This is a genomic window from Georgenia sp. Marseille-Q6866, from assembly GCF_965111665.1.
Map to the genome: position 1 here is coordinate 114,571 of NZ_CBCOOR010000004.1, position 22,660 is coordinate 137,230.

22 protein-coding genes are annotated in these 22,660 nt (G+C 73.3%); 7 read left to right on the forward strand and 15 right to left on the reverse strand.

Features of this window, described 5'->3' with window-relative positions; translation table 11 throughout:
* Positions 1 to 161 precede the first annotated feature (161 nt).
* Both ACWPXV_RS05050 and ACWPXV_RS05055 read left to right on the forward strand, forming a co-directional pair.
* Positions 162 to 1,769: an FAD-dependent oxidoreductase gene (locus ACWPXV_RS05050; RefSeq protein WP_454084205.1), complete on the forward strand. Its 1,608-nt coding sequence runs from the start codon at positions 162 to 164 to the stop codon at positions 1,767 to 1,769.
* A gap of 99 nt (positions 1,770 to 1,868) precedes the next feature.
* Positions 1,869 to 2,216: a UBP-type zinc finger domain-containing protein gene (locus ACWPXV_RS05055; protein WP_454084206.1), complete on the forward strand. Its 348-nt coding sequence runs from the start codon at positions 1,869 to 1,871 to the stop codon at positions 2,214 to 2,216.
* Positions 2,217 to 2,294: 78 nt separating this feature from the next.
* Here the strand turns inward: ACWPXV_RS05055 and ACWPXV_RS05060 are convergent, their stop codons facing one another.
* From ACWPXV_RS05060 to ACWPXV_RS05105, 10 genes are all read right to left on the reverse strand, one after another.
* Positions 2,295 to 3,092, reverse strand: coding sequence for a class I SAM-dependent methyltransferase (locus tag ACWPXV_RS05060; protein WP_454084207.1), 798 nt, complete (start codon positions 3,090 to 3,092; stop codon positions 2,295 to 2,297).
* Positions 3,089 to 3,832, reverse strand: a complete 744-nt coding sequence (locus ACWPXV_RS05065) for a CPBP family intramembrane glutamic endopeptidase (protein ID WP_454084208.1) — start codon at positions 3,830 to 3,832, stop codon at positions 3,089 to 3,091. The genes ACWPXV_RS05060 and ACWPXV_RS05065 overlap by 4 nt, the downstream gene beginning before the upstream one ends.
* Positions 3,829 to 4,482: a CPBP family intramembrane glutamic endopeptidase gene (locus ACWPXV_RS05070; RefSeq protein ID WP_454084209.1), complete on the reverse strand. Its 654-nt coding sequence runs from the start codon at positions 4,480 to 4,482 to the stop codon at positions 3,829 to 3,831. The genes ACWPXV_RS05065 and ACWPXV_RS05070 overlap by 4 nt, the downstream gene beginning before the upstream one ends.
* 35 nt (positions 4,483 to 4,517) lie before the next feature.
* A complete protein-coding gene (locus ACWPXV_RS05075; RefSeq protein ID WP_454084210.1) occupies positions 4,518 to 6,005 on the reverse strand; it encodes a YcaO-like family protein in 1,488 nt (495 codons plus the stop codon).
* 16 nt (positions 6,006 to 6,021) lie between these two features.
* Positions 6,022 to 7,062, reverse strand: a complete 1,041-nt coding sequence (locus ACWPXV_RS05080) for a TOMM precursor leader peptide-binding protein (RefSeq protein ID WP_454084211.1) — start codon at positions 7,060 to 7,062, stop codon at positions 6,022 to 6,024.
* Positions 7,063 to 7,065: 3 nt separating this feature from the next.
* Complete coding sequence (locus ACWPXV_RS05085) at positions 7,066 to 7,968, reverse strand: SagB/ThcOx family dehydrogenase (protein WP_454084212.1); 903 nt, start codon at positions 7,966 to 7,968, stop codon at positions 7,066 to 7,068.
* A 5-nt stretch (positions 7,969 to 7,973) separates the two neighbouring features.
* Positions 7,974 to 8,513 (reverse strand): VOC family protein, encoded by a 540-nt coding sequence (locus tag ACWPXV_RS05090; protein WP_454084213.1) that lies wholly within the window; start codon positions 8,511 to 8,513, stop codon positions 7,974 to 7,976.
* 300 nt (positions 8,514 to 8,813) lie between these two features.
* Positions 8,814 to 9,542 carry an AfsR/SARP family transcriptional regulator gene (locus tag ACWPXV_RS05095; RefSeq protein ID WP_454084214.1) on the reverse strand — a complete coding sequence of 243 codons (729 nt, stop codon included), beginning with the start codon at positions 9,540 to 9,542 and terminating at the stop codon, positions 8,814 to 8,816.
* 188 nt (positions 9,543 to 9,730) lie between these two features.
* Positions 9,731 to 10,288: a dihydrofolate reductase family protein gene (locus ACWPXV_RS05100; protein WP_454084215.1), complete on the reverse strand. Its 558-nt coding sequence runs from the start codon at positions 10,286 to 10,288 to the stop codon at positions 9,731 to 9,733.
* A gap of 63 nt (positions 10,289 to 10,351) precedes the next feature.
* Positions 10,352 to 11,155 carry an isocitrate lyase/PEP mutase family protein gene (locus ACWPXV_RS05105; protein WP_454084216.1) on the reverse strand — a complete coding sequence of 268 codons (804 nt, stop codon included), beginning with the start codon at positions 11,153 to 11,155 and terminating at the stop codon, positions 10,352 to 10,354.
* A gap of 74 nt (positions 11,156 to 11,229) precedes the next feature.
* Between ACWPXV_RS05105 and ACWPXV_RS05110 the strand changes: the two genes are divergently transcribed.
* Complete coding sequence (locus ACWPXV_RS05110; RefSeq protein WP_454084217.1) at positions 11,230 to 11,973, forward strand: SDR family oxidoreductase; 744 nt, start codon at positions 11,230 to 11,232, stop codon at positions 11,971 to 11,973.
* A 28-nt stretch (positions 11,974 to 12,001) separates the two neighbouring features.
* Here the strand turns inward: ACWPXV_RS05110 and ACWPXV_RS05115 are convergent, their stop codons facing one another.
* The gene (locus ACWPXV_RS05115) at positions 12,002 to 12,637 is read right to left on the reverse strand and encodes a DUF4203 domain-containing protein (protein WP_454084218.1); all 636 of its coding nucleotides are present in this window, start codon (positions 12,635 to 12,637) and stop codon (positions 12,002 to 12,004) included.
* Positions 12,638 to 12,794: 157 nt separating this feature from the next.
* On the opposite strand from ACWPXV_RS05115, the gene ACWPXV_RS05120 reads away from it, so the two are divergent.
* The 3 genes from ACWPXV_RS05120 to ACWPXV_RS05130 all read left to right on the forward strand — a co-directional run bounded on the left by ACWPXV_RS05120 (position 12,795) and on the right by ACWPXV_RS05130 (position 14,380).
* Complete coding sequence (locus tag ACWPXV_RS05120; RefSeq protein WP_454084219.1) at positions 12,795 to 13,649, forward strand: hydrolase; 855 nt, start codon at positions 12,795 to 12,797, stop codon at positions 13,647 to 13,649.
* Positions 13,650 to 13,730: 81 nt separating this feature from the next.
* Positions 13,731 to 13,988 carry a type II toxin-antitoxin system Phd/YefM family antitoxin gene (locus tag ACWPXV_RS05125; protein ID WP_454084220.1) on the forward strand — a complete coding sequence of 86 codons (258 nt, stop codon included), beginning with the start codon at positions 13,731 to 13,733 and terminating at the stop codon, positions 13,986 to 13,988.
* Positions 13,973 to 14,380 (forward strand): PIN domain-containing protein, encoded by a 408-nt coding sequence (locus ACWPXV_RS05130; RefSeq protein WP_454084221.1) that lies wholly within the window; start codon positions 13,973 to 13,975, stop codon positions 14,378 to 14,380. The genes ACWPXV_RS05125 and ACWPXV_RS05130 overlap by 16 nt, the downstream gene beginning before the upstream one ends.
* Before the next feature lie 52 nt (positions 14,381 to 14,432).
* Here ACWPXV_RS05130 and ACWPXV_RS05135 read toward each other — a convergent pair whose 3' ends face one another.
* The 4 genes from ACWPXV_RS05135 to ACWPXV_RS05150 form a co-directional block, all read right to left on the reverse strand.
* Positions 14,433 to 16,934 carry an AAA family ATPase gene (locus ACWPXV_RS05135; RefSeq protein ID WP_454084222.1) on the reverse strand — a complete coding sequence of 834 codons (2,502 nt, stop codon included), beginning with the start codon at positions 16,932 to 16,934 and terminating at the stop codon, positions 14,433 to 14,435.
* 157 nt (positions 16,935 to 17,091) lie between these two features.
* Positions 17,092 to 17,475 (reverse strand): VOC family protein, encoded by a 384-nt coding sequence (locus ACWPXV_RS05140; protein WP_454084337.1) that lies wholly within the window; start codon positions 17,473 to 17,475, stop codon positions 17,092 to 17,094.
* 250 nt (positions 17,476 to 17,725) lie between these two features.
* On the reverse strand, positions 17,726 to 18,244 hold the full coding sequence (locus ACWPXV_RS05145; RefSeq protein WP_454084223.1) for a DUF421 domain-containing protein: 519 nt from the start codon (positions 18,242 to 18,244) through the stop codon (positions 17,726 to 17,728).
* Positions 18,245 to 18,299: 55 nt separating this feature from the next.
* On the reverse strand, positions 18,300 to 19,934 hold the full coding sequence (locus ACWPXV_RS05150) for a hypothetical protein (protein WP_454084224.1): 1,635 nt from the start codon (positions 19,932 to 19,934) through the stop codon (positions 18,300 to 18,302).
* Between the two features lie 160 nt (positions 19,935 to 20,094).
* On the opposite strand from ACWPXV_RS05150, the gene ACWPXV_RS05155 reads away from it, so the two are divergent.
* Positions 20,095 to 22,650 carry a hypothetical protein gene (locus tag ACWPXV_RS05155; protein ID WP_454084225.1) on the forward strand — a complete coding sequence of 852 codons (2,556 nt, stop codon included), beginning with the start codon at positions 20,095 to 20,097 and terminating at the stop codon, positions 22,648 to 22,650.
* Positions 22,651 to 22,660: the final 10 nt, after the last annotated feature.

Sequence of the window (22,660 nt, forward strand, 5' to 3'; positions counted from 1 at the left end):
CGGCCCTCGGGGGATTTCGTGACGTCGTCACCCGATCGTTCCCTGACGCGTCCCAGGGCAATCCGTACGGCGGTTGAACCTGCGTCAGCGTTCTTGCCCGCGGCCTGTCCAGCCGTGCCAGGATGACCGCCAATGACGCTGGCCGACGCTGTGCCCACGGCATGATCACCGCAGACGCGCTCCGCGGGGTCCCGCTGTTCTCCGCGCTGCCGCCGGACACCCTCGACTACGTCGCCGGGGCCGTCGAGGACATCCGGCTGGTCGCGGGGGAGTACTTCGCGCAGGAGGGGGACGAGCGGGCGCTCTTCGTCGTCATCGAGGGCCGCGCCGAGATCACCAAGGTCGTCAACGGTGACGAGCTAGTCATCGGTGTCCGCACCCCCGGCATGCTCTTCGGTGAGGTGCCGATGACGCTGAGCACGAAGTTCCCGGCCAGCGGGCGCGCGACCGAGCCGACGCGGATCCTGCGGCTGGGCGTGAGTGAGTACCACAGCCTCGCCGCCCTGGCCCCGGCCGTCGCGGCGCACGTCGGTGGGGTCGCCCGCGGCTACCTCACCGACCTGCAGAACTGGGCGGCCGCGACCCCCGAGGCGGAGGCGCACCTCATCGGCCCACGCGCCGACCGCCGCGTGCGGGAGATCGCCACGTTCCTCAGCCGCAACGAGATCCCGTTCGAGCGAGTCGCGCCGGGCGCCGCCGCGGTCGACGGGCCGGTGCTCGAGCTGCGCGACGGGAGCCGCCTCGTCGACCCTTCAATGCGCGAGATCGCCGCGGCGGTGGGCCTGGGCGTGCAGCCGAAGGCGACGGAGTACGACGTCGTCATCCTCGGGGCGGGGCCGGCCGGGCTCACCGCAGCGGTCAACGGCGCGGCCGAGGGGCTGCGGACCCTCGTCGTCGAGAGCCTCGCGCCGGGTGGCCAGGCCGGCACGTCGACGCGCATCGAGAACTACACCGGCTTCCCCTACGGCGTGTCCGGTGACGACCTCGCGAGCCGCGCCCTCAAGCAGGCCAGACGCCTCGGCGCGGAGATCGTCGTCACGCGGTCGGTGACCGAGATCCGCCCGGGAGGCCATGACGTCGTCCTCGACGGCGGCGACGTCCTGCGGGCGCCGCTCGTCGTCCTCGCCACCGGGGTGGAGTGGCGCAAGCTGTCGCTGCCCGACGTCGACCGGTACCTCGGCAAGGGCGTCTACTACGGCGCCGCCCGGAGCGACGCCGGCCTGGCCCGCGGCCGGGACATCTGCATCGTCGGCGCGGGCAACTCCGCCGGTCAGGCCGCGGTGTTCTTCTCCCGCCACGCCCGGTCGGTGACGATGCTCGTCCGCGGACCCTCCCTCGCCGCGAGCATGTCGCAGTACCTCATCGACCAGATCGCCGCGAACAGCACCATCACGGTGGAGACGCGCAGTCAGATCGTCGGTCTCCACGGTGCCACCGACCTCGAGGCCGTCGACGTGCACGACGCCGCCACCGACAGCACGTCCCGCCGGGACCTCACGGAGGTGTTCGTCATGATCGGCGCGGACGCCGTCACCGGGTGGCTGCCGCCGTCGGTCGCGCGCGATGTGAACGGCTACGTCCGCACCGGTCCCGACGTCGCCCCGGAGTGGACCGCCGGCCGTCGCCCCTTCGCACTCGAGACCAGCGTGCCGGGCATCTTCGCCGTCGGCGACGTGCGCTCGGGGTCGGTCAAGCGCGTGGCGGCGGGGGTGGGGGAGGGCGGCATGGCGATCGCCCACGCGCACCAGTACCTCGCGCTCAGCCGGTAGTCACTCGACTCGTGCCAGGGCGTAGCGGCGCGCCGACGCCTCGTCCTAGAGTCGGTAGCGGGCCGCCGCGCCGTGGCGACCGGACCCGAGGAGACGGCCATGGCCGAGACCGACATCGACGTCAGCGTCCCACCGAGCGGCACCGGCTGCGCCGAGTGCCTGCGCGAGGGCGGCTGGTGGGTGCACCTGCGCCGCTGCGCCAGCTGCGGGCACATCGGCTGCTGCGACAGCTCCCCGGGCCAGCACGCGACCGGCCACTACGAGAGCACCGGCCACCGCTACATGCGCAGCTTCGAACCGGGGGAGACCTGGTACTGGGACTTCCAGGACCAGGTCTCGATCGAGGGACCCGAGCTCGCACCACCGCAGCACCACCCGACGGACCAGCCCGCTCCTGGCCCTGCCGGTGCGGTGCCCGCCGAGTGGCGCGAGCGCATCCACCGCTGAGACACGGGCCACCGGCTCGCGGCGCGCACCACGGCGGCTTCCCCGCGGGATCGTGCCGCCCGCACCCCGCCCGGCCGGTCAGGCGACGGCGACGACGACGGCGGACGCGTCACTGCGCCACACCGTGCCGACGTCCCGGAAGCCCGCGGCCGTGAGCGCAGCGGTGTTCTCTACCTCTCGCACGAAGACGCGAGGCTGACGCGGGCCGAGGGCGGTGGCGCGGGCGGCGAGGAGCGGCGCGAACTCGGGGACCGCCTCGACGCGTCGCCAGAACTCCGGCCAGGTCGGCGCACCGGACCCCGCCGAGGGGTGGTGGCGGAGGGTGCGGGCGAGGGCGTGCCGGCCGACCGCGGAGTCCGCGGTGCCGGGCGGCACCGTGTCGACGTTGGCGATCACCCCGCCGCGGGGCAGCACGGTCCGCACCTCCGCGTACACGCGGGCCAGGACGTCTGGGGAGAGCCAGTGGGTCGTCGTGGCCGTGACGACGGCGTCGACGGCGGTGGCCCCGTCCCCCGGGACGGCGCCCAGCCACCCGGGGTGGCGGAGGTCCCCGACGACGCGGCGGACGCCGTCGCCCGGGTACGCGCGCCGTCCGAGCTCGAGGAGGAAGGGGTCGACGTCCAGGCCGGTGACCGTGCAGCCGGGGAAGCGTGCCCGTGCGGCGCGGGCGAAGGAGCCGGTCCCGGTCCCGAGGTCGAGAACGCTGCGCGGGTCCCGTCCGAGGATGCCGCGGACCGCGTCGAGCGCGACGGTGAGCTGGGTCGCCCGCTCGGGCACGTACGCCGCCTGGAAGGTCTCCCACTCCGCCGCTGCCCACGCCCACGGGTCGTCGGTGACGGCCTTCGCGGGGCGCGCGGCCCTCAAGGGCGTGCTCACCGGACGGCGCCCGTCGGGGCCGGCACCCGTGGTGCGGTCGCGCCGAGGAGGAAGACGGCGTGCGCGACGACGAGCGGGACGAGGGCGGGGACCGCGAGGTACAGCAGGCCGTGCACGGCTCCCACCACCGCGGCTCCCACCATCGGGAAGAACGCGGCGCTCAGGCTGGGCATCCCCACCGCCTGGACCCCGACGAAGAGGGCGGTCGCGACGGTGACGGCCACCGCGGGGCCCCAGCCCTCGAGGACGTGCAGCAGGACGACGCGGAACACGACCTCCTCCCCGGCGACGTAGGCGACGACGGTGACGACCGCGACGCCCGGGCTCGCCACCCGCCCGACCGCCCGGAACTGCCGCACCCACCCGCCGCCGCCGGAGGCGAGCCACGTCTCGGCGGAGCCGCGCGTCACGCCCACGACCGCGCGGACCAGCACCGCGGACAGGCCGAGCGAGCCGATCCCGAGCAGCGCCGCCAGGGCCAGCAGCGCGGGGGACCAGCCGCTGACGAGCGGGCCGGCGGAGGGGCCGACGAGGAGCCAGAGGACGACGGCGAGCACGAGCTGCGCGAGCGCGGCGCCGGCGAGCTTGAGGGCGTCGTCGACGTCCTTCTCGCTGTGCCGCTCGGTGAGCGACGCGGCCTGCGCGACCCGGCGGGCGAGCGCCCCGAACCGGCCGACGACGTGGCGGTACACCACCGCGTAGAACACCACGACGACGGCGCACACGACGACGGCGGTCACCGCGCCCACCCCCCGGCCGGGACGCGCGACCCGGTCTGCCGGCCGGCGGCGACGCCTGCCCGGACGTTGACGACGACGTGCGCCGTGACGGCGGGCAGCACGGAGCCGGTCAGCAGCACCAGGGCCAGGGCGATGACGGACAGCGGGAGGAACGCCAGCGGCTGGCCGGGCCCGAGCTCAGCGTGGGAGAGCGCGAAGAGGACGGTGACCGCGACCAGGGCCGCCGCGCCACCGACGCCGCCGACGGCCAGGGCGGCCCCCACGAGCAGGCCGCGGAAGACGAGCTCCTCGAGGACGGCGCAGGCGACGAGGTGGCCGGTGACGGTCACTGGCCGAGGAGCTTCGACAGCTGCCGGCCGACTCTGGCGCGCCACGCGCGAGAAGAGCGGCCGGCTGACCTGCGAGGCCCGTGCGCGGATCACGCGCACGATGCGGTCATACGCCCAGATGGCGGCCAGTCCGCCGAGTCCGCCGACGGCGATGAACGCGACGAGCGCCAGTGGCCACGGCAGGCCGCCGAGGTCGAGCAAGCCGCCGTCGCCCAGCGCGGCGGCGCGGCCGAGGCCTAGCCAGCCACCGCCGTCGGCGTCCGAAGAACTCGCACGTCCCGGGGCGCCGATGCCCGCCACCCCAGTCCCGACCACCAGCACGGCGAGCAGGAGACCGGCGTGGAGTCGGAGGAAGCTCAGAGGCCCGGGGCGGGGAGGAGGCCGAGCAGCGTCCCGGCCACCGTCGCCGTCGCGGGGCCGAGCACCCAGACCACGGCGGTGGCGTACGCGACGGTCTCAGGGGTACGGATGGGGAGCCTCCTCCCCGTGCACCCGCCGTAGGCGGCGAAGCGCGGGTGGTGCGCGGGTGGGGCGCTCGGCAGGGACAGGGTGAGGACGTCGGGGGACCAGGTGCGCATGGCGACCATGCCGAGGTCGCGGATGTCGACGGTCGTGAGGTCGAGCAGGAGGAGGTCCTTGCCGGTGCCGCGGAACGCCTCGACGATCCGCGCTGCGCCCGCCGCGGGGTCGCTCGGGCCGTCGGGCGGGAGGTCCTCGTCGGTCACCTCGGGGCCCGCGGTGAACCGCTCGACCACCCGCTCGGCCAGCGGACCCGAGGCGTAGAGCGCGACGTTCTCGTCGAGGTCGTACAGGCCCTCGGCGCGGGCGGCGTCGCCCTCGACTGAGCGCCGGAACAGCAGCACCTTCGCCAGCTGCGCGACCGCCGCGCCCTCGAGGAAGGCCTTGGTGACGGCACCCGCGAGCGTGAGGTCGCAGCCCAGTCCCACCGCCACCCGCGGGGCATGCGGGGAGGTGACGAGGCACGCGACGGCGAAGCCCGGCAGGTCCGCGCTCGGGAGCAGGACGAACGTCGGCTGCTCGGCGCCCGCCGGCAGCACCTCCGCGATCCGCCGCCGGGCGGACGCCGTCCGGGCACCGCCGACGAGCCGGTAGGCGCGCCCGCCGCCGTACCAGTGCCCCATCGCAGCATCGATCTGGACGAGCTCGAGCAGGCAGTTGAGCAGGGCGGCGGCCGTCGTCGTGTGGGCGGCGCTGCCGGTGCTCACCCCGCTCACGACGTGCGGCTCGCCGGGGAAGCCGTGGTACCCGGGGGAGGCCTCCTGGGCGAGCATCCACCGCTGCCCGCCGTCGACGAGCGAGCGGCAGCGCAGCCAGGTGACCGGCTCGGCGGGGTCGAGCCTCCGGAAGGGGAAGCCCTCCCGGGCGAGCATCTCGTCGGTGAACCACCCGTCGGGCGGGACGAGCACCCGGTGACCGGACGCGCGCATGTCCGCGAGCGACGCGACGCGGCTCTCGTGGCGCGGGGCGACCTGGCTCATCACGTGCGAGTACCGCTCCACGGTCTCGCCGAGCGTCTTGACCACCGACTCCGTCACCGACGGCCCGGATCCACCGATGTGGTAGGCCCCGGCCGCCGGGGGCTCGGTGCCGCGCAGGACGTGGACGCCGGTCATCTCCCCGCCCGCGATGACGAGCCGGGGGTCCAGCCGCCCCGGCAGCACGAAGCCGATCTGCTGCGCCAGCCCGGTCAGCGGCCCGACCATCCGCGACAGCAGCCGGCGGGTCGAGGGCGTGAGCACGCCGGTCCCGGTGACCTGGACGTCCAGCGCCGGGCCGGCCGCGCCGTCGTCGACGTCGGCCACCGTCCGTGTCTCCGTGCTCATCGCCGCCCGCCTCCTCTCACGCGCCGTCGAGGACCGCGCGGACGTCGAAGAACAGCTCCTCGTCCCGCGCGTAGGGCTCCGGCCCGCACGCCGGGCACCCGGGCAGCCGCAGCACCTCGTTGTAGGTGAGCTCCATCGTCGGCAGGTAGATGCTCAGCGCCTTGCCCACGGTGAAGGTCGTGCCGGTGAGGAGCATGTTGAGGGCCTCCGCGGCGGTGTGGGCGGCGAGCATCGCGCCGAGCACCGGCTCCACCTCCGGCACGGCGCCCGCGGCACGCCCCTGCGCAAGCGCCGTCTTGTACCGCAGGTAGCTCGCGCTCTCCCGCAGGTTCATCGCCACCCGCGCCTCGAAGCACTCGTAGCAGGCCGAGCGGTGCGGCACCGTCAGGGGCCCGACGACGAGCGACGGGCCGTCGACGACGGCGTGCAGCCAGGTGAACCCGCAGTGCATCGCGAGCCGGTTGAGGACGACGGCGACGTGCGGCCGGACCGACTCCTGCGGGGCGACGACGAGGTGGTCGCGCCAGCCCGCAAAGGCCTCCGCCGCCTCGGCGAGGGCGAAGGGGTCGTTCGTCGTCCCGGGCCGTGCCGCCAGGGCGAGGAGCGCGCCGTCGTCCTCCGTGCGCACGCGCGTGCCCGCCACGGCGAGGCTCTCTGCGAGCAGGTCGGCCACGCGGCCGGCGAGCGAGGACGAGCCGAGGACGACCGGCTCGCTCACCTCCGTGGCCGGTCCGCCGCCGAAGGGCAGCAGCGCCGGGGCCGCGCGCGCGACGTAGGAGTCCAGCGCCGTCGTCGGCCCGTCCTCGAGGGCGCCGAGGTCGGTGAGGTGGTCGAGCAGCCCGTCGACGTCCCGTCGGGAGACGGCGGCCTCCCGGGCGAGCTCGGCGACCGTCCGTGAGCCGTCCAGCAGCCCGATGAGCCGTGCGAGCGCACCCGCTCCGGAGGAGTCGGAGAGCGTGTAGGACTCAGCGCTCCACCCGCCGTGCCGCAGCTCGACGACGTCGGGGCTGTGCGGCACGGCCGTGAAGTGCGGCTTGATGCGCGGGCGGGTGGCCACGGGTCACTCCTTCGCTCCGATGACGACGACGTGGACGATCGCCTCGTTGACGCCGTCCATCCCGAGGGCCTCGTGCGCCTCGTCGTCGTAGACCGACGAGCACGGGACGCTGCCGAGGCCGATGGCGGTCGCCGCGAGGTCGAGGTGCGCGGCCATCGCCCCGGCCTCGAGCAGCACGTGCCGCATGCCGCGTGCCCCGTACTTGCGCATGCTCCGCCACGGCCGCGCGACCAGCAGGCAGAGCACGGCGGCCCGGTCCCACATGAGGAGCTCGGTCGAGACGGCCATCGAGCCGAGCACCCCGTCGACGGCGTCACCGTCGCCGCGGGGCATGAGCGCGTGGCGGCGGGAGTCGTAGGTGTAGACGCCGCGCGGCACACCGGTGACGCGCAGGACGACGACGTCGAGCCGGACCGGGAAGAGCGCGCCGGCGCTCGCGGTGGTGCGGAACGGACGGTGCGGGTCCGGCGACGTCGTCCCCGCCGCGGCGTGGGCGAGGGCCGCGAGGTCGCGGAGCCGGATCGGCTCACCGGTGAACGCGCGGACACTGCGGCGGTCCGCCAGCGCCGTGCCGAGGGCCATCGGCAGGGGACCGGCCGGCGGGAGGGGGGTGCCGCCGTCGTCGTCCACGGTCTCGTCGACGAGGGCTCCGATGCCGCTGCCCACCTCGCTGAGGAACAGGCCGACCGACGCCTCGAACTCCGCGTCACGGCGGCGCAGGCGCGAGGCGACGAGGAAGGTCTCCGCCGACCGCGGCCCGCCCGCGCCGAACGCCAGCGCGTCGTGGCGGAAGGGGTGGGTGAGGTGGCCGGTCGCCCGCGCCGCCGCCTGCAGCGGCCGGAAGCCGTTGGTGAAGACGGCGGCGGTGAGGGCGGTCGGGTCGGCCGACCCGTCGAGGGGTGGCATGGCGATCAGGTCGCGTCCTTGCCGACGGACACGGCCTCCTCATGCTCCTTCGACTGATCGTCGGTGATGGGGTTCTGGTACTTGCCGACGCGGAAGTGCTTCTCCGCGATCGGCGCGAGCTGCATGAGCCCGACGTGGTTGCCGTCGGGGTCGAGGATGACGGCCATCGTGCCGACGTCGTCACCCACCTCGATGCCCTCGCGGCGCCCGAGCTCCTGGTAGAAGCGGCGGGCCTTCTCGGCGATCTTCACCGGCTGCGGCTCGACGACGACGCGGCCGTCGAGCCCCCGCAGCTCCTCGAGGGTGCCCTTGAGGTCCTCCACCGCGAAGTAGCAGGTGAGGCGCTCGGAGTCGTCGTAGCGCTGGGTGATGGTTAGGTCGATGCCGTCCTCGGAGATCGGCATGAAGTAGGACTCCACCTCGTCGTTCAGGCCCCGGGCGAACGAGTCGTCGCCGAGGAGCGTGCCGTAGAACCGGCGCGCCGCCTGGGAGTTCGTCGTCGGGACGTTGCACATGATCAAGCTGCCGCGCAGTGCGGTTCTCATCGTCTCCTCCTGGGGCTGTCAGTCACCACGAGCAGCAGCAGCTGCTGCTGCAGCAGCACCCCGACCCGCAGCAGGAGCTCGCTCCTGGTAGCGGGAGGAATGCCTCGCGAAGTGCGGGCGCACTGCCCGCCTGCTGTCCTTGGCTGCGATGCTCGACAGCGATCTCGACGTCGATCCGCATCGTCGCTCCTCCTCCGTCAGCTGGACCCGCGCCCCACGGCGCGGCACCGGCACCGGACCGGTAGGCGCACCGTAGGGCGAGCACCGTTGCCCCACCGTTACTGCGGCGTTCCCGGTCCGTCAGTCGGGGGAGACGGCCGACCACAGGAGCGGCCGGACGAGGCGCTGCAGCTCGTCGGAGACCCGGATACCGAGCTCACGGTGGAGCAGGTCGGCGAAGGTGTCGTAGACGGCGACGGCGTCGGCGTAGTTGCCCTCCTGGACGTGGACCCGGACGAGCGCACGCCGGGCGCTCTCGCGGAACGGGTCCAGGCCCACCGCCCGTGTCGCGGCGAGCAGCGCGGTGGCGGTGTCCCCGGCACCGAGGGCGAGGTCCACGCTGGCCTCCAGCGCCTGGAGGCGGAGCTGGTGGAGGAGGTGGCGCTCCTCCAGGACCCACGGCTCGGCCCAGCCGGGAAGGAGGTCGTCGAAGCTCAGCGCGTCGACGACGGCCGGGCTCACGGGGACGGTCCCGACGCGCGGTCCCAGGTACGTGCGCAGCCCGTGGAGGTCGACGTCGACGGCCGGTCCCAGCACGAGGCACCCCGCGCCGTCGGTGACGACGCTGCCCACGCGGTGGTGGAGCCACCACAGCGCACCGCGCAGGTTCGCTCGTGCGCGCGCCTCGTCGCTCTCCGGCCACAGCACCCCGGCGAGGTAGTCCCGCCGCCGCGGCCCGCGCACCGCGAGCAGGCTGAGCAGGCGCTGCTCGCGCTGGGGGACGTCGACCGGGCCCTCGTCGGGGGCGAGCAGCTGCCAGCGGTCGAGCAGGTGGAGCTGCCAGCGGGGACAGTCCGCGGTGTCGTCCATGTGGTCAGCCTCCGTCGGGCGTGCTGCTCCGCGCGCGCATCGTCTCGGGACCGGCGGTGCCGTCGAGCCTATGGGGGAGGGGCCGGCCGGCCGGGGTGTGGTGCGACAGGCCATCGGGCGGACGTCGCTTCCCCTTGGGGCAGCGGGTCAGGGCACGGGCGCGCCCGCGCCCGCGCGGCGCTCGGTCGTCAGGATCCGACGGCGTAGCGCAGGTGGACGGTGCCGTCCGTGAAGCGGCGGTTCTCGAGCAGTGAGAGCTGCAGCCGCTGGGAGGGGAGGGCACGCAGGCCACCGCCGATGGTCATGGGGCTGAGGACCAGGTGCAGCTCGTCGACCAGCCCGGCGGCAAAGGCCTGCGCGGCGAGCGTGGGGCCGAAGACGCTGAGGTCACCCGGTGACTCTGCCTTGAGGCGGCGCACGGCCTCCGGGGCGAAGCGCGGCTCGAGCCGGGTGCGCGAGGTGGTGACCTCCGTCAGCGTCGTCGAGTAGACGACCTTCTCGGTGCGCTGCCACCACTCGGCGAAGTCACCCTCGTGCTCGCCGGACTCGGCGAGGGAGGGATCGGTCTCCCACACCGACATCACCTCGTAGGTCCGCCGCCCGTAGAGCTCGACGCTGATGCGCTCCTGGAGCTCGTTGAGGAACTCGAAGACGTCCGGTGACGGTTCCGCCCAGTCGTGGTCGCCGTCGGGGTCGGAGACGAAGCCGTCGAGCGAGCAGATGGGGACGTACAGGAGTTTGCCCATGGTGGTGTCGACCGGGCCCGACGGCGGAACTCATCTGCCGCCGTCGGACCCGGTCCGGTGAGCTCAGTTGAGCGCGCGGGTGGACTCCGGGATGACGCCGTCGGCGTAGAGGCTCTTGGCGACGTCCTGCAGCGCGGTGAGGGCGACGCGCTGGGTGGTGGGGCCGTAGGAGATGCGGGCGACGCCGAGGGCCTCGTACTCGGCGGCGGTGAGCGCGCCGGGCAGGCCGATGACGCTGACCTTGCGCTCGCCGATGCCCTCGACGAGCTGGCGGGTGACGTCGGCGTCGAGGACGCCGGGGACGAAGACGATGTCGGCGCCGGCGTCGAGGTAGGCGCGGCCGCGCTCGATGGCGTCGGCGACGGACTCCTCCATCGGACGGTCGCCGCCGCGCACGATCGCGTCGGTGCGGGCGTTGAGGGAGAAGGGGACGCCCTCGGCCTCGCCGGCGGCGACGACGGCCGCGACGCGCGCCGCGGACTCGGCGAGCGGGCGCAGGCGGTCCTCCATGTTGGCGCCGACGATGCCGACGCCGATGGCGCGGCGGGTGGTCTCGCCGGTGTCCTCGTAGCCGTCGTCGAGGTCGGCGGTGACGGGGACGTCGCCGGCTGCCGCGACGATCCGGCCGACCATGTCGAGGGTGAGGTCGAAGGGGATGGTGCCGTCCGGGTAGCCGAAGGTGGCGGCGATCGAGTGGCCGGCCGTCGCGATGGCCCTGGTCTCGGGCAGGGCGAGGATCGCCTTCGCCGAGACGACGTCCCACACGTTCACCACCCGCAGGATCTCGGGCGCCGCGTGCAGGGCGGACAGGGTGCGGGCGCGGTCGGCGGGCGACGTGCTGGGCTGGTTCGTGCTCTCCGTGGTCATCTCGCCACGTTACTGGGGTGGGGGAGGAGTGGGAAGGCTGCTCCCGCCGGGTGGTCGTGTGCTTCGATCTGGCCATGAGGATCGCTGTGGCCGGTGGGACCGGCGTGGTCGGCAGGCACGTCGTCGAGGCGGTGTCCGTTGCGGGGCACGAGCCCGTGGTGATCGCCCGCTCGCGTGGCGTGGACCTGACGACCGGCGCGGGACTGGACGGCGTGCTCGACGGGGTGGGTGCCGTCGTCGACGTCAGCAACGTGACCACGCTGTCCCGGAGGTCCGCCCAGCGGTTCTTCGTCCGCGCGAGCGAGAACCTTCTCGCCGCCGGCAGGCGCGCGGGGGTGGGGCACCACGTGCTCCTGTCGATCGTGGGCGTCGACCGGTCCCCGCTCGGGTACTACCGCGCGAAGCTGCGGCAGGAACAGGTGGTCCTGGCTGGGCCGCTGCCCGCGACGGTGCTGCGCGCGACCCAGTTCCACGAGTTCGTCGACCAGTCGCTGGCTCGTGTGCCCGGGCCGGTGGCCGTGGTTCCGCGGATGCGGATGCAGCCGGTGGCGGCCTCAGAGGTGGCGGCCCACCTCGTGGAGATCGCCGTCGGGGAGCCGCAGCGGCGGGCCGCCGACCTCGCGGGGCCGCAGGTGCTCGAGTTCGCCGACCTCGCTCGGGAGGTGACGGCGGCGCGGGGGTTGCGTCGTCGGGTGCTGCCGGTCCGCGTGCCGGGTGGTGCTGGGCGGGCGATGATGGACGGGTCGCTGCTGCCCACCGAGGCCGGGCCGCGGGGGCGGATCACCTTCCGGGAGTGGTTGGACGAGGACGTCCGGTAGGGCAGGCGGACGGCGAGCGGCTCGCAGGTCACCGGCTCGGCGCCGCCCAGGACTCGCGGACGGTGCCCGGGCTGCGCCGTCGGGAGCGGCTCAGCTGGACGAGGATGCCGGCGACGGCGAGCACCAGGTGGCCGACGTACCAGGCCGGGTGGTCGGCGAGGGAGACCTCTGCGCCGACGAGGGACTCGACGTCGAGCATCCCCAGCAGCACCATGACGCCGGCGACGGTGATGCTCGCGCCGGCGAACGCGCTGACGATGATGAGCACGAGCTCGGGCAGGTTGGTGGCGATCGCGAGCAGCGCGAGCACCACACCAACGACGAGTCCGACCGTGGTGATCACCCCCGGTTCGTCGGCGCCGACGGCGGCGGCGACCGTCTGGCCCAGGACGAAGCCCATCGCCCCGAACCCGAGGATCACGGCGACGGCGTAGAACAGGTAGGCGAGCGCCGCGAACGCCAGTGCCCCGAGGATCGCCCCGGCCCAGCCGACGACGGTGCCCAGGTACTCCTGACCGGTCAGCCCGGCGACGACGACGGCGCCCACGCCGAAGCCGATGAAGGCGCCCCAGACCGCGAGCAGGATCCGCAGCGCACCGCTGCCGCGGAAGCACAGCAGGAGGCCCAGCAGCACAGCGAGGACTCCGGTGATGGTCTCGCTCATGGGTACCTCTCCTCCTGCAGGACCATGGTGCCCATCCTGCGGGACGGCGGTGCCGAGCGCAGGCCGGCACCGCCTATGCGCGGCTCAGCGGCTGGGTGCTCGCCTTGCGGACCGCGCCCGTTCTGGTGTCGTGGTGGCTCTGCGGACCAGAGGAGGAATGATGTTCGCCATCTGCGCCACGTGCGCCGTCGAGTACACGACGCCGCCACCCGAGGTGTGCCCGATCTGCGCCGACGAACGCGAGTGGTCGGTGCCCGACGACGGGCAGCAGTGGACCAGCCTGGCCGCCCTGCGAGCCGACGGCCAGCGCCTCAGCTGGTCGGAAGCCGAGCCGAACCGGGTGGAGATCGGCACCGAGCTGTCCCTGGGGATCGGCCAGACCGCACAGCTGGTGACGACTCCCGCCGGCTCCCTGCTCTGGGACCCGACCGGCTACCTCGACGACGTGACGGTCGAGCGCATCCTCACCCGCGGCCCGGTGCTGGCGGTCGCGGCCAGCCACCCGCACATGTTCGGCGTCCAGGTGGCCTGGGGTGAGGCGCTCGACGCGCCGGTCCTCGTCTGCGCGGCCGACGAGCAGTGGGTTGGTCGCCGCTCGGACCGGATCGAGCTCTACGAGGAGTCCCGGCAGCTCGGACCAGGCCTCAGCCTCCACCGCGTGGGCGGCCACTTCCCGGGCAGCGCGATCGCCCACTGGGCCGACGGCGCCGGCGGCCGGGGCGTCGTCCTCAGCGGTGACACGGTGTATCCCAACCCCGACCGCAGGTCGGTGGGGTTCCTCCGGAGCTACCCCAACCGGCTGCCGCTGTCCGCGGCGGTGGTGCGCCACATCGCCGACCGATTGGCGTCCTTCGAGTTCGACCGGATCGTCGGCAACTTCGCCAACCCGATCGAGACCGGTGCCCGCGACGCGGTCGAGTGGTCCGCGCAGCGGCACATCTCATGGGTGCAGGGGGACCACGACGGGGAGACCGGGACAGTGCCTCGGAGGATCGATCCGGCCGAGGCGTAGCCGGCGCCCGGCCAGCGGAGGGGTGGGACGTTCCTGAAGAGGCTCGTCCGCGGGGTCTGATAATCAGATAGCCTTCCTGTCATGCGCACTGTCACGGCCACCGAGGCGTCGCGCCGGTTCTCCGAGCTGCTCGATGCGATCGAGGCGGGGGAGGCGGTGACGGTGACCCGCGGCAACCGCCCGGTCGCCGAGATCCGCCCGGCTCGTCGCCGCACGGGTCGCGACCTGCGTGAAGCGCTCATCCAGACCGACGCTCCCGACGACGGGTTCGCTGCGGATATTGCCGGGGCGGTGGGCAGCCTGGCCCAGGAGGTGGCCGACCCGTGGCGAGACGTCTGATCCTCGACACCAACGTCCTCATCGACTACGAGCGAGGGCGGCTGGATCAGGCAGCACTGGACGACGATGAGCTGGCGATCGCCGCCATCACGGTGGCGGAGTACCGCACCGGCATCGAGCTCGCCGACTCGGTCGTGCGGGCCGCGGCACGGTCCCGTGCGCTGGCGCTCATCACCGAGACGATCGAGGTGCTCGACTACACCGAGGTGACGGCGGCCCACCACGCACGGTTGATGGCCCACACTCGACGGTCGGGCAGTGTCCGGGGAGTTCACGACCTGGTCATCGCCGCCCACGCTGCCCAGACTGGACGCGTTGTGCTCAGCCGTGGCGCCGTGGCCAGGTTCGGTGACCTTCCCGGCGTCATCGCCGAAGAGCCTGCGGGACGGTGACGGCTTAGCGACCTCGGCCGTGGCCCGAGGGCAGGATCGACGCGACGCGCCCTCAGCGCCTCGCCGTGGGCAGGTGAGCAGAGAGGAACTGCCCGGTGACGCTGTGGGCGTCCTCGGCGATCTGATCCGGTGTCCCGACCGCGACGATTCGGCCGCCGGCCTCCCCGCCGCCGGGGCCCATGTCGATGACGTAGTCGGCGTTGGCAACGAGGTCGAGGTCGTGCTCGATGACGATGACGGTCGCGCCCCGGTCGGCAAGGCGCTGGAGGACGTGGAGCAGGGTGCGGACGTCGAGCGGGTGGAGGCCGACGCTCGGCTCATCGAGGACGAAGACGGCGTCGGACTGGTCACGGTGGAGCTGGGTGGCGAGCTTGAGCCGCTGCGCCTCGCCGCCGGACAGAGCCGGGGTGTCCTCGCCCAGGGTGAGGTAGCCCAGGCCGAGGTCCGCGAGGGCCTGCAGGCGGCGACGCACCTTGGCGATGTCGCCGACGGCGTCGATCGCCTCGTCGACCGTGTACCCGAGCAGCTCGGGCAGGGCGAGGCCGTCGCGGCGGATCTCGCTCGCCCCGGGGGCGTAGCGCGAGCCGTTGCAGTCGGGGCAGGGGACGTCGACGTCGGGCAGGAACTGGACGTCGAGGGTCACCTGGCCGGTGCCCTCGCAGCGCGGGCAGGCCAGCGAGCCGGTGTTGTAGGAGAAGTCCGAGGCGGTGAGGCCGCGGCGCTTCGCCTCCTCGGTGGCGGCGTAGGCCTTGCGCAGGTCGTCGTAGACGCCGGAGTACGTGGCGACCGTCGAGCGGACGTTGATGCCGATCGGCGTCGCGTCGACGGTGTGGACCCGCCTGATCCCTTGAGCCTCCACGGACCGCACGTGCCGGGGGAGCCGGGGTGCGCCGTCGTCGCCTGCGATGGCGAGCAGGGCCGGGACGAGGGACTCGAGGACGAGGGTGGTCTTGCCGGAACCGGAGACGCCGGTGACGGCGACGAGCCGGCCGCGCGGGACATCGACCTCGAGGGGGTGGACGGTGTGGATCGCGTCGGTGGTGAGGCGGAGGCGGCCGGCGTCGAACATCTCCGCCTCCCCGGCCCGCTCGCGCACGACGACGGGCTCCTCGCCGGTGAGGAAGCCGCTGAGCAGGGAGTCGGGGCTCCCGGCGAGGTCCGCGGCGGTGCCCTGGGCGATGACGTGGCCGCCGCCGGTGCCCGAGCCGGGACCGATCTCGACGAGCCAGGACGCCTCGCGCAAAATCTGGACGTCGTGGTCGACGAAGACGACGGAGTTGCCGTCGGCGAGGAGGTCGCGCATGACGCCGATGAGGCCGTCGACGTTCGAGGGGTGCAGGCCGATGGAGGGCTCGTCGAGGACGTAGAGGACGCCGGTGGTGCGGTTGCGCACGGCGCGGGCGAGCTGGACGCGCTGGCGCTCGCCGGTGGACAGCGTGGAGCCGGCGCGGTCGAGGGTGAGGTAGCCCAGGCCCAGCTCGACGAGGCGGCGGGCCATGCGCTGGAGCGTCTCGACGAGGCCCTCGGACATCTCGTGCATGTTGGCCGGGAGGGTGGCGGTGACGGTCGGCGCCCAGGCGACGACGTCGTCGAGCGTCATGGCGGTGACGTCGGCCAGGCCGAGCTCGCCGATGCGGGGGAGGCGGGCGCGGTCGCTGAGGCGGGTGCCGTCGCAGGTGCGGCAGGTGCCCTCGATGAGGAAGCGGGCCACGCGGTTGAGGCGCTTCTCATCGGTGGCGCGCTTGAGCTCCTCCGTGACCGTGAGGCGCGCGTTGCGGAAGGTGAAGTTGAGGTCGTGCACGTTCTTCTTCGTGGCGAAGGTGATGTGCTTCTTCTCCTCCGGCCCGTTGAACACGATCTCCCGTTCCCAGTCCTCGAGGTCGCGGAAGGGGACGTCGGTGCGGACGCCGAACTCGCGGATGATGGCCGGCTGGACCTTGAAGTTGAACATCTGCCAGGGCACGACGGCGCCGTCGTCGATGGTCTTGGACTCGTCGGGGACGAGGGCGGCGTCGTCGACGTCGCGGACCACGCCGGTGCCGGTGCACGTGGGGCAGGCGCCCTCGGAGTTGAAGGCGAGCTGCTCGGCGCCCGGGGCCTGGACGTCTGCGCCGCACTCCTGGCAGGCGAAGGGGACCTCGGCGGCGACGTCGATGGTGGGCGGGACGCGGTGGCCGTTGGGGCACACGTGGCTGGCGAGCCGGGAGAACATCAGCCGGATGACGTTGAGGAGCTCGGTGGAGGTGCCGAAGGTCGAGCGGACCCCGGGCACGCCGGGGCGCTGGCGCAGCGCGAGGGCAGCGGGGACGTGCTCGACGGAGTCGACGGCGGCGCGCGGGGCGTGGGCCATCCGGCGCCGCGTGTAGGTGGACAGGGCCTCGACGTACCGGCGCGAGCCCTCCGCGTAGAGGACGCCGAGCGCGAGGGAGGACTTGCCGGAGCCCGACACCCCCGCGATGGCGACGAGCTCACGCAGGGGGATGTCGACGTCGACGTCCTTGAGGTTGTGGACGCGGGCGCCGCGGACGGAGATGTGGTCGGGCTGCGAGGTCATCGAGAACTCCTCCGGAGGGGGACGCGGGCGCGGCGTCCATCCTCTCCGCAGTGACGACGCCGAGCGAGCCGTCACTCTCGATGCGTCGCCGACGGCGCGTGTGCGCGGTCGAGGACCGCAGCGGCGACCCGGCTCAGCCCGGCCCGCCGCTGCGGCGTCAGGAGTCCTCGAGGACCGAGAGGACGTTTCCCGCGGGGTCGGTGAACCAGGCGATGAGCGGACCGCCGCCGCGGAAGATGCCCTGCTCGTCCGTCTCCATCGGCGTCCCCGCGTAGTGCTCGAACGTGACGCCGCGTTCCTTGAGCTCGGCCACGGCGGCCTCGACGTCGGGCACGGCGAAGTTGAGCACGGTGAACGTCGCGGGCTCGTGGGTGGGCTTGGCGTAGGCGAGCACCCGGGAGCCGCCCGGCAGGTCGATGAAGAGGACGCCCTCCTGGCGGGCCTCCTCGACCGACAGTCCGAGAGTGTCGCGGTAGAAGGACGCCGCACGGGCGGCGTCGTCCACGGAGAAGCCGGCGAACGCGGTGCTGTTCTCGAACAGTGAGGTAGCCATGCAGGTGGAGACCACCTGCGACGGCGGAACTCATCGGTCGCCGTCGTGCACTGAGGTCTCGAAGCCACCGCAGGCGGCTGCACGAGGATGCCCGGGCGGGGGAGCCGTCAGCTGCCGAGGACCACCTGGTAGAGGCTGTGGGCGGTGAGACCGACGCCGAGCATCGCGAGCCCGAGCGGCACCATCGCTAGCCACACGAGCACGTAAGCAGGTCATCTGTGACCCGCCCTGGCGATGCTCAGGCGCGGCTGGGGCGCTCGACGCCGTCGAGCGCGTTGCCGGCCCCCATCTTGTCCGCCGGGATGACGCTGAGCGAGCCGTCGCTCTCGAGGACGACGGCGCCCACGTCGGCGAGGTCGCCGCTGCCCGAGGCACGTACCGCCTGACGAAGCTCGCCCATGGTCACGCGCTCCTCGTGCAGGGCCTTCTCCAGCGGCTGGCCGTCGCGCAGGAGCAGGGTGGGCTTCGCCGTGATGACGGAGCGGGTGCTCGGCGCGCGGGTGGAGGTCCAGGTGATGACCAGCTGGAGCACGGCGAGCAGGGCGAAGGCGGTGAAGCCCTCGGCCCAGCTGACGTCGGAGCTGAGCAGGATCGTGGCGAGGGTCGAACCGAGCGCGACGGAGACGATGAGGTCGAAGGCGTTGAGCTTGGACAGTGTCCGCTTGCCGGTGAGGCGCAGCACGAGAATCAGCGTCACGTACGCCGCGGCGCCGACGGCGAGGATGCGAACGATGTCGGACCAGGTGTCGAACCACATGGGCCCAGCCCAGCACGGGCAGGGTCGGGCGGCGAGCGCGGGGACGGGCGGTGGCCTACGGCTTCGGTGCGGGCCGTTGGGCTGCCAGGGCGGTGGCCCCGGGGTCCGGTCCGAGCAGGACGAGGGCGACGGCGTCGGCGTAGGCCTTGAGCTCGCTCTCCCGGTCCGCCTTGGAGACGACGGAACCACCCGGCTCGGCCTTCGTCCCGTCGTACTGGTCCAGGGCGCGGTTGACCGGCGGCTCGACCGTGAACACGCTGATGTCCTTCGCCGGCCCGTACAGCCCGAGGGAGACTCCCTTCTTGTTGGCCCGGTCCTTCCACGGCTTGGGCTTGCCGCCGGCTCCCATGTCCTCCCGCCAGGTGGCGGTCTCCTTGCCGGCACCCTTGTAGAGCTTGTTGCCGGTAACCGACGGCGAGGTCCGCTTCTTCTTGACAAGCGTGGCCTTGCCCGTGAACGAGCGCCCCTTGAGCGAGGCTCCCGTCGCCTGGCCATGGATGGCGTAGGCCGTCGCGAGGGCGAGGTCGATGTCGTTCTGGGTGCGCGCGCTGTCCGCCTTCTCGGACGCCTGGGTCAGGGCCTTGATCATCTGCTTCATCAGGACCCGCTGTCCGGCCGCCGTCATCCCGCCCAGGGCCGCCACCGATGCGGCGAACTCGGCCAGGACCTTCATCTCCTTCTGCTCGGCCGGGCTGGTGAAGTGCGGATCGGCGAAGACGCCCGACGCCGAGGTGTCCTTGGTGCCGTGGATGCTGATGATCCGCGACGGGTGGAAGCGGTCGATGAGCTCCATGAGCATGACGTTCTCGGCGAGGATCGGGGACACCTGCACCGGCCCGTCACCGCCGCTCGCCGTCGCCGTGGGGGCCGGCGCCGCCGTGAGCTCCTTCCCGGACGGGTCCAGCGCCTTGCCGCCCGAGTAGGAGCCCACCGTCGCGTCCAGGCTCGGGAAGTTGCGGTTGGTCTGCGTACCCCGTTGACGGGCGCCCTCCTCGCCCCACGCCGGGTCCGCGTGCTGCGGGAAGAGCGAGGGGACCACCACCACGGAGTAGTGCGGCTGCTGCTTCTGCAGGGTGGCGAGCAGCGCCTGCGCCACCTCGATGCCTTGCCGCTCGCTGCCGTGGACGCCCGCGATGACCAGGGCCCGCTCGGCGCTCCTGCCCTTGACGAAGTGGACGACGACCGGCTGCGGCGGGATGTCCTTGGCAAGCTTCGGCGCCTCGGCCTTGGTGACGCCGCCGGACATGCCGAGCTGGCCGCTGAGGATCTTCAGCGCCATCCAGTGGTCGTCCGATTTCGGCAGGGCGGTCTGGAGCACGGCCGTCAGCGCGGCGAGCTCCGCTTTGTCGAGTGCGCCGTCCTTGAACCTCTTCTCGCCGACCAGCGCGAAGATCGCCGACGGCGGCTGGCCGGCGCTCGCCTTGGCAAGCTCGTCCGACAGCGGCGTGCGCTGGACGACCGGCTGAAGGAGGCGCTGGACCCGCTGGTTCCCGACGGTGCGCTGCAGCCGCAGGGCCTCGGCCGGCGAGAGCCGCGCCGACGGGCGTGGGGTGCCGAGGGCCAGGTCGACGGCGCGCCCCGGTTCGGTCCGTGTCGTCGTAGCGCGCGAGAGCGGCCTCTCCACCCTGCCCGGGCGTGCGCGAGCGTCGTCGCGGCGAGCCGTGCGGCCGCGTCGGGATGGTGGTCCCATGGCCGGCTCCATGCGCGTGCCTCTCCCTCGACGAGCAGCGTGGCACGCCCACGCCGTCGGCGGCCGGCCGGGCGGCCCGCACGACCGGGCACACCCGACTGCCCGATCGTGCGCTCGTCCGCGCCTTCCCCGGCACGCCCGTCTGTGGAGACTTGAACTCGTGCGACCCCAGGGTCTGCGCCAGGTCGGTGCCGGTGCCGCGTCGACGAAACTAGGGCGGCGGCGCGGTAGCGGCACCGCGGGCGAGATCACGCCGACGGGGCTCCACGGCGCGTTCCGGACGGACCGGCTCGACCCGCGCACGATCCTGGCGATGCAGCGCACGGCCGGGAACCTCGCCGTCGTCGGCCTGCTCACCCGTTCCCGACGGCGCCGCCCACCACCGCGGCGGGTGCAGCGCGCGCCGCTGGACCCCAAGCAGGACCCCAAGGGCTACACCCAGCCGCAGGGCGTGAAGAACGTCGCCGGAAGCGGGACGACGCGGCGCGTGGTCACCGTTCCCGGGTTCGGCATCACCGGCGGGTTCAAGGCCGAGTACACGCACCGGAAGAAGGACGCGAAGACCGGGGAGGTTGTCGACGTCAGGACGCCGAGTGCCGAGCGGCGGATGACCGAGCAGTCGCCGGACAACACGGCCGTCGTCGTCATGCCGGACGTCCTCGACAAGAACCGGCCCGTCCAGGTGGTGCTGCACTTCCACGGTTTCGGCTTCCGGGGCGGCACCGACCCGCATGCCGGGTACGCCGTCGCCTCCGGCAAGTCCAAGGACCCCGCCCACGGGGCGCTCGGCACCGTCCGCGACGTCGACCAGGAGCACTGGTCCCAGCAGATCGGCGCGGTCAACGCCGCCCGGGGCGCGTCCGGCCCGCAGACCGTCGCCGTCCTCGCCCAGGGCCGCGGCCGGTCGGAGTTCGGCAAGGTCCCGACCTTCCCGTACGTCCGCGCCGTGCTCGACGCCGTCCCGGAGCTGGCGAGGGTGAGCGACTTCTCGCTCGTCGTGTCGGGCCACAGCGGAGGTGGGTCGACGCAGGTGGCGGGGAAGGTGGCGGACCTGCGCGACGCGGCGACACCACCCGCCAGCGGCACGGCGCCGACGCGACCCTCCGACGTCGTCGTCATGTTCGACGCCGAAGGGGTCGTCTCGGTGATGTCGTGGGTGGTGGGGAAGGTGGGGGAGCTGGCTGCCGGCCTCAGGGCCGACCCCGTGGGCGGGCAGCGGCTCGTCGACGAGTCCCCGAAGTTCCGTGGCTACTTCGCCGAGTGGGGCGGCTACCGTACCCCGTACATCACCGCGAACAGGATGCTCAAGCGCGCGCTCGCGGCGGTGCCGGCGGCGTGGACCCTCGCGGGCTCGGCCGGCCCGGGGACCAAGGTCGAGGACCTGTTCCGCATCATCGCGGTCCCGGGCGTGCGGCACGAGACGGTGATCTCCAAGACCGGTCCGGCGACGGAGGGGGCGCTGGCCGATGCGCTCACGGCGTCGACGGCGCCCACGGGCGACCGCGCCCAGGCGCTCCCGTGGGACGCGAAGACCATGCCGGAGCTCAAGGCGGCGAAGGCGAAGAAAGTTCCCGCCGTCCAGCCGCTGGCCGTCCAGCGTGAGGACCCTGCGACGTCGCCCGCCGCGCCCGCCGCGGCCACGCCCAAGCCCAAGGCGACGACGTGGAAGGCGAGCGGCGCGGCGTCGGACTACGCGCTCACGACGGACGACACCACCCTGCTCGCCTCCCAGACAGCCGCCGAGCGTGCCGCGGACCGGGCGGCGTTCGGCAAGACGCAGCAGGACCGGATCGTGGAGCTGACGAAGGCGGCGAAGAAGCGCGCCCTCACCCCGGAGGAGACGACCGAGCTGGCCGACCTCCAGGCCCTCAGGACGAAGGTCGAGAACGCCAACCGCGCGCTGCGACGCACGGACGTTGAGCAGATCCTCGACGACGCCGGCTTCACTGTCAGTGGGTGGTACGGCGACATCCAGAAGGGCAGCTTCCTCGGTGTCCCGGCCCGGGTGCACAAGTCCCTTGCGGACCGGCTCACCCAGGCGGAGACCGCGCTCGTCGGGGACGCGGCGATCAACCCGGGCGGTGACGACGCGAAGACCCTGGGCACGACCCTCGGCATGTACGGGACCGCCAGCGACCTCCGCGGGCCGAAGAACGCCGTCGGCGGCTCGAGCCTGAGCCTGCACACCTTCGGCCTGGCGGTCGACCTCAACTACAAGGGCAACCCGTTCCTCGGGAACCAGGGGAAGACGGCGCCCGACGTCGTCGCCCGGGCCACGTCCCTGGTCAACGGCACCGCCGTCGACGTCCTCACCGACCTCGGTGACGCGCAGGCCTCCTTCACCGCTCTCAAGGCGGCCAACGACGCGCTCAAGACGTACTTCTCCTACCGCGACGCCGCGAACCGGCCGCTGCTCGACGCCAAGCTCACCGGCCGCACAGCCGCCGCGGGCGAGCCGGCCGACGCCGCCGGGTGGATCAAAGTCATCGAGCAGGACCACGCCAAGCTCAAGGACAAGGGCGACTTCAAGAAGCACAAGCCGCCGGAGGAGGGCTTCCTCGACCTGGACGAGCGGGTGGTCATGGCGCTCGTGGGCGCCGGGCTCACGTGGGGCGGGACGTACAAGACGGCGAAGGACATCATGCACGTCGACCTGCGTGAGGGCGACGGCGGGAAGGTCAACAAGGCGCGGATCAAGCACACCGACAGCACGTAGGGGACGCGGG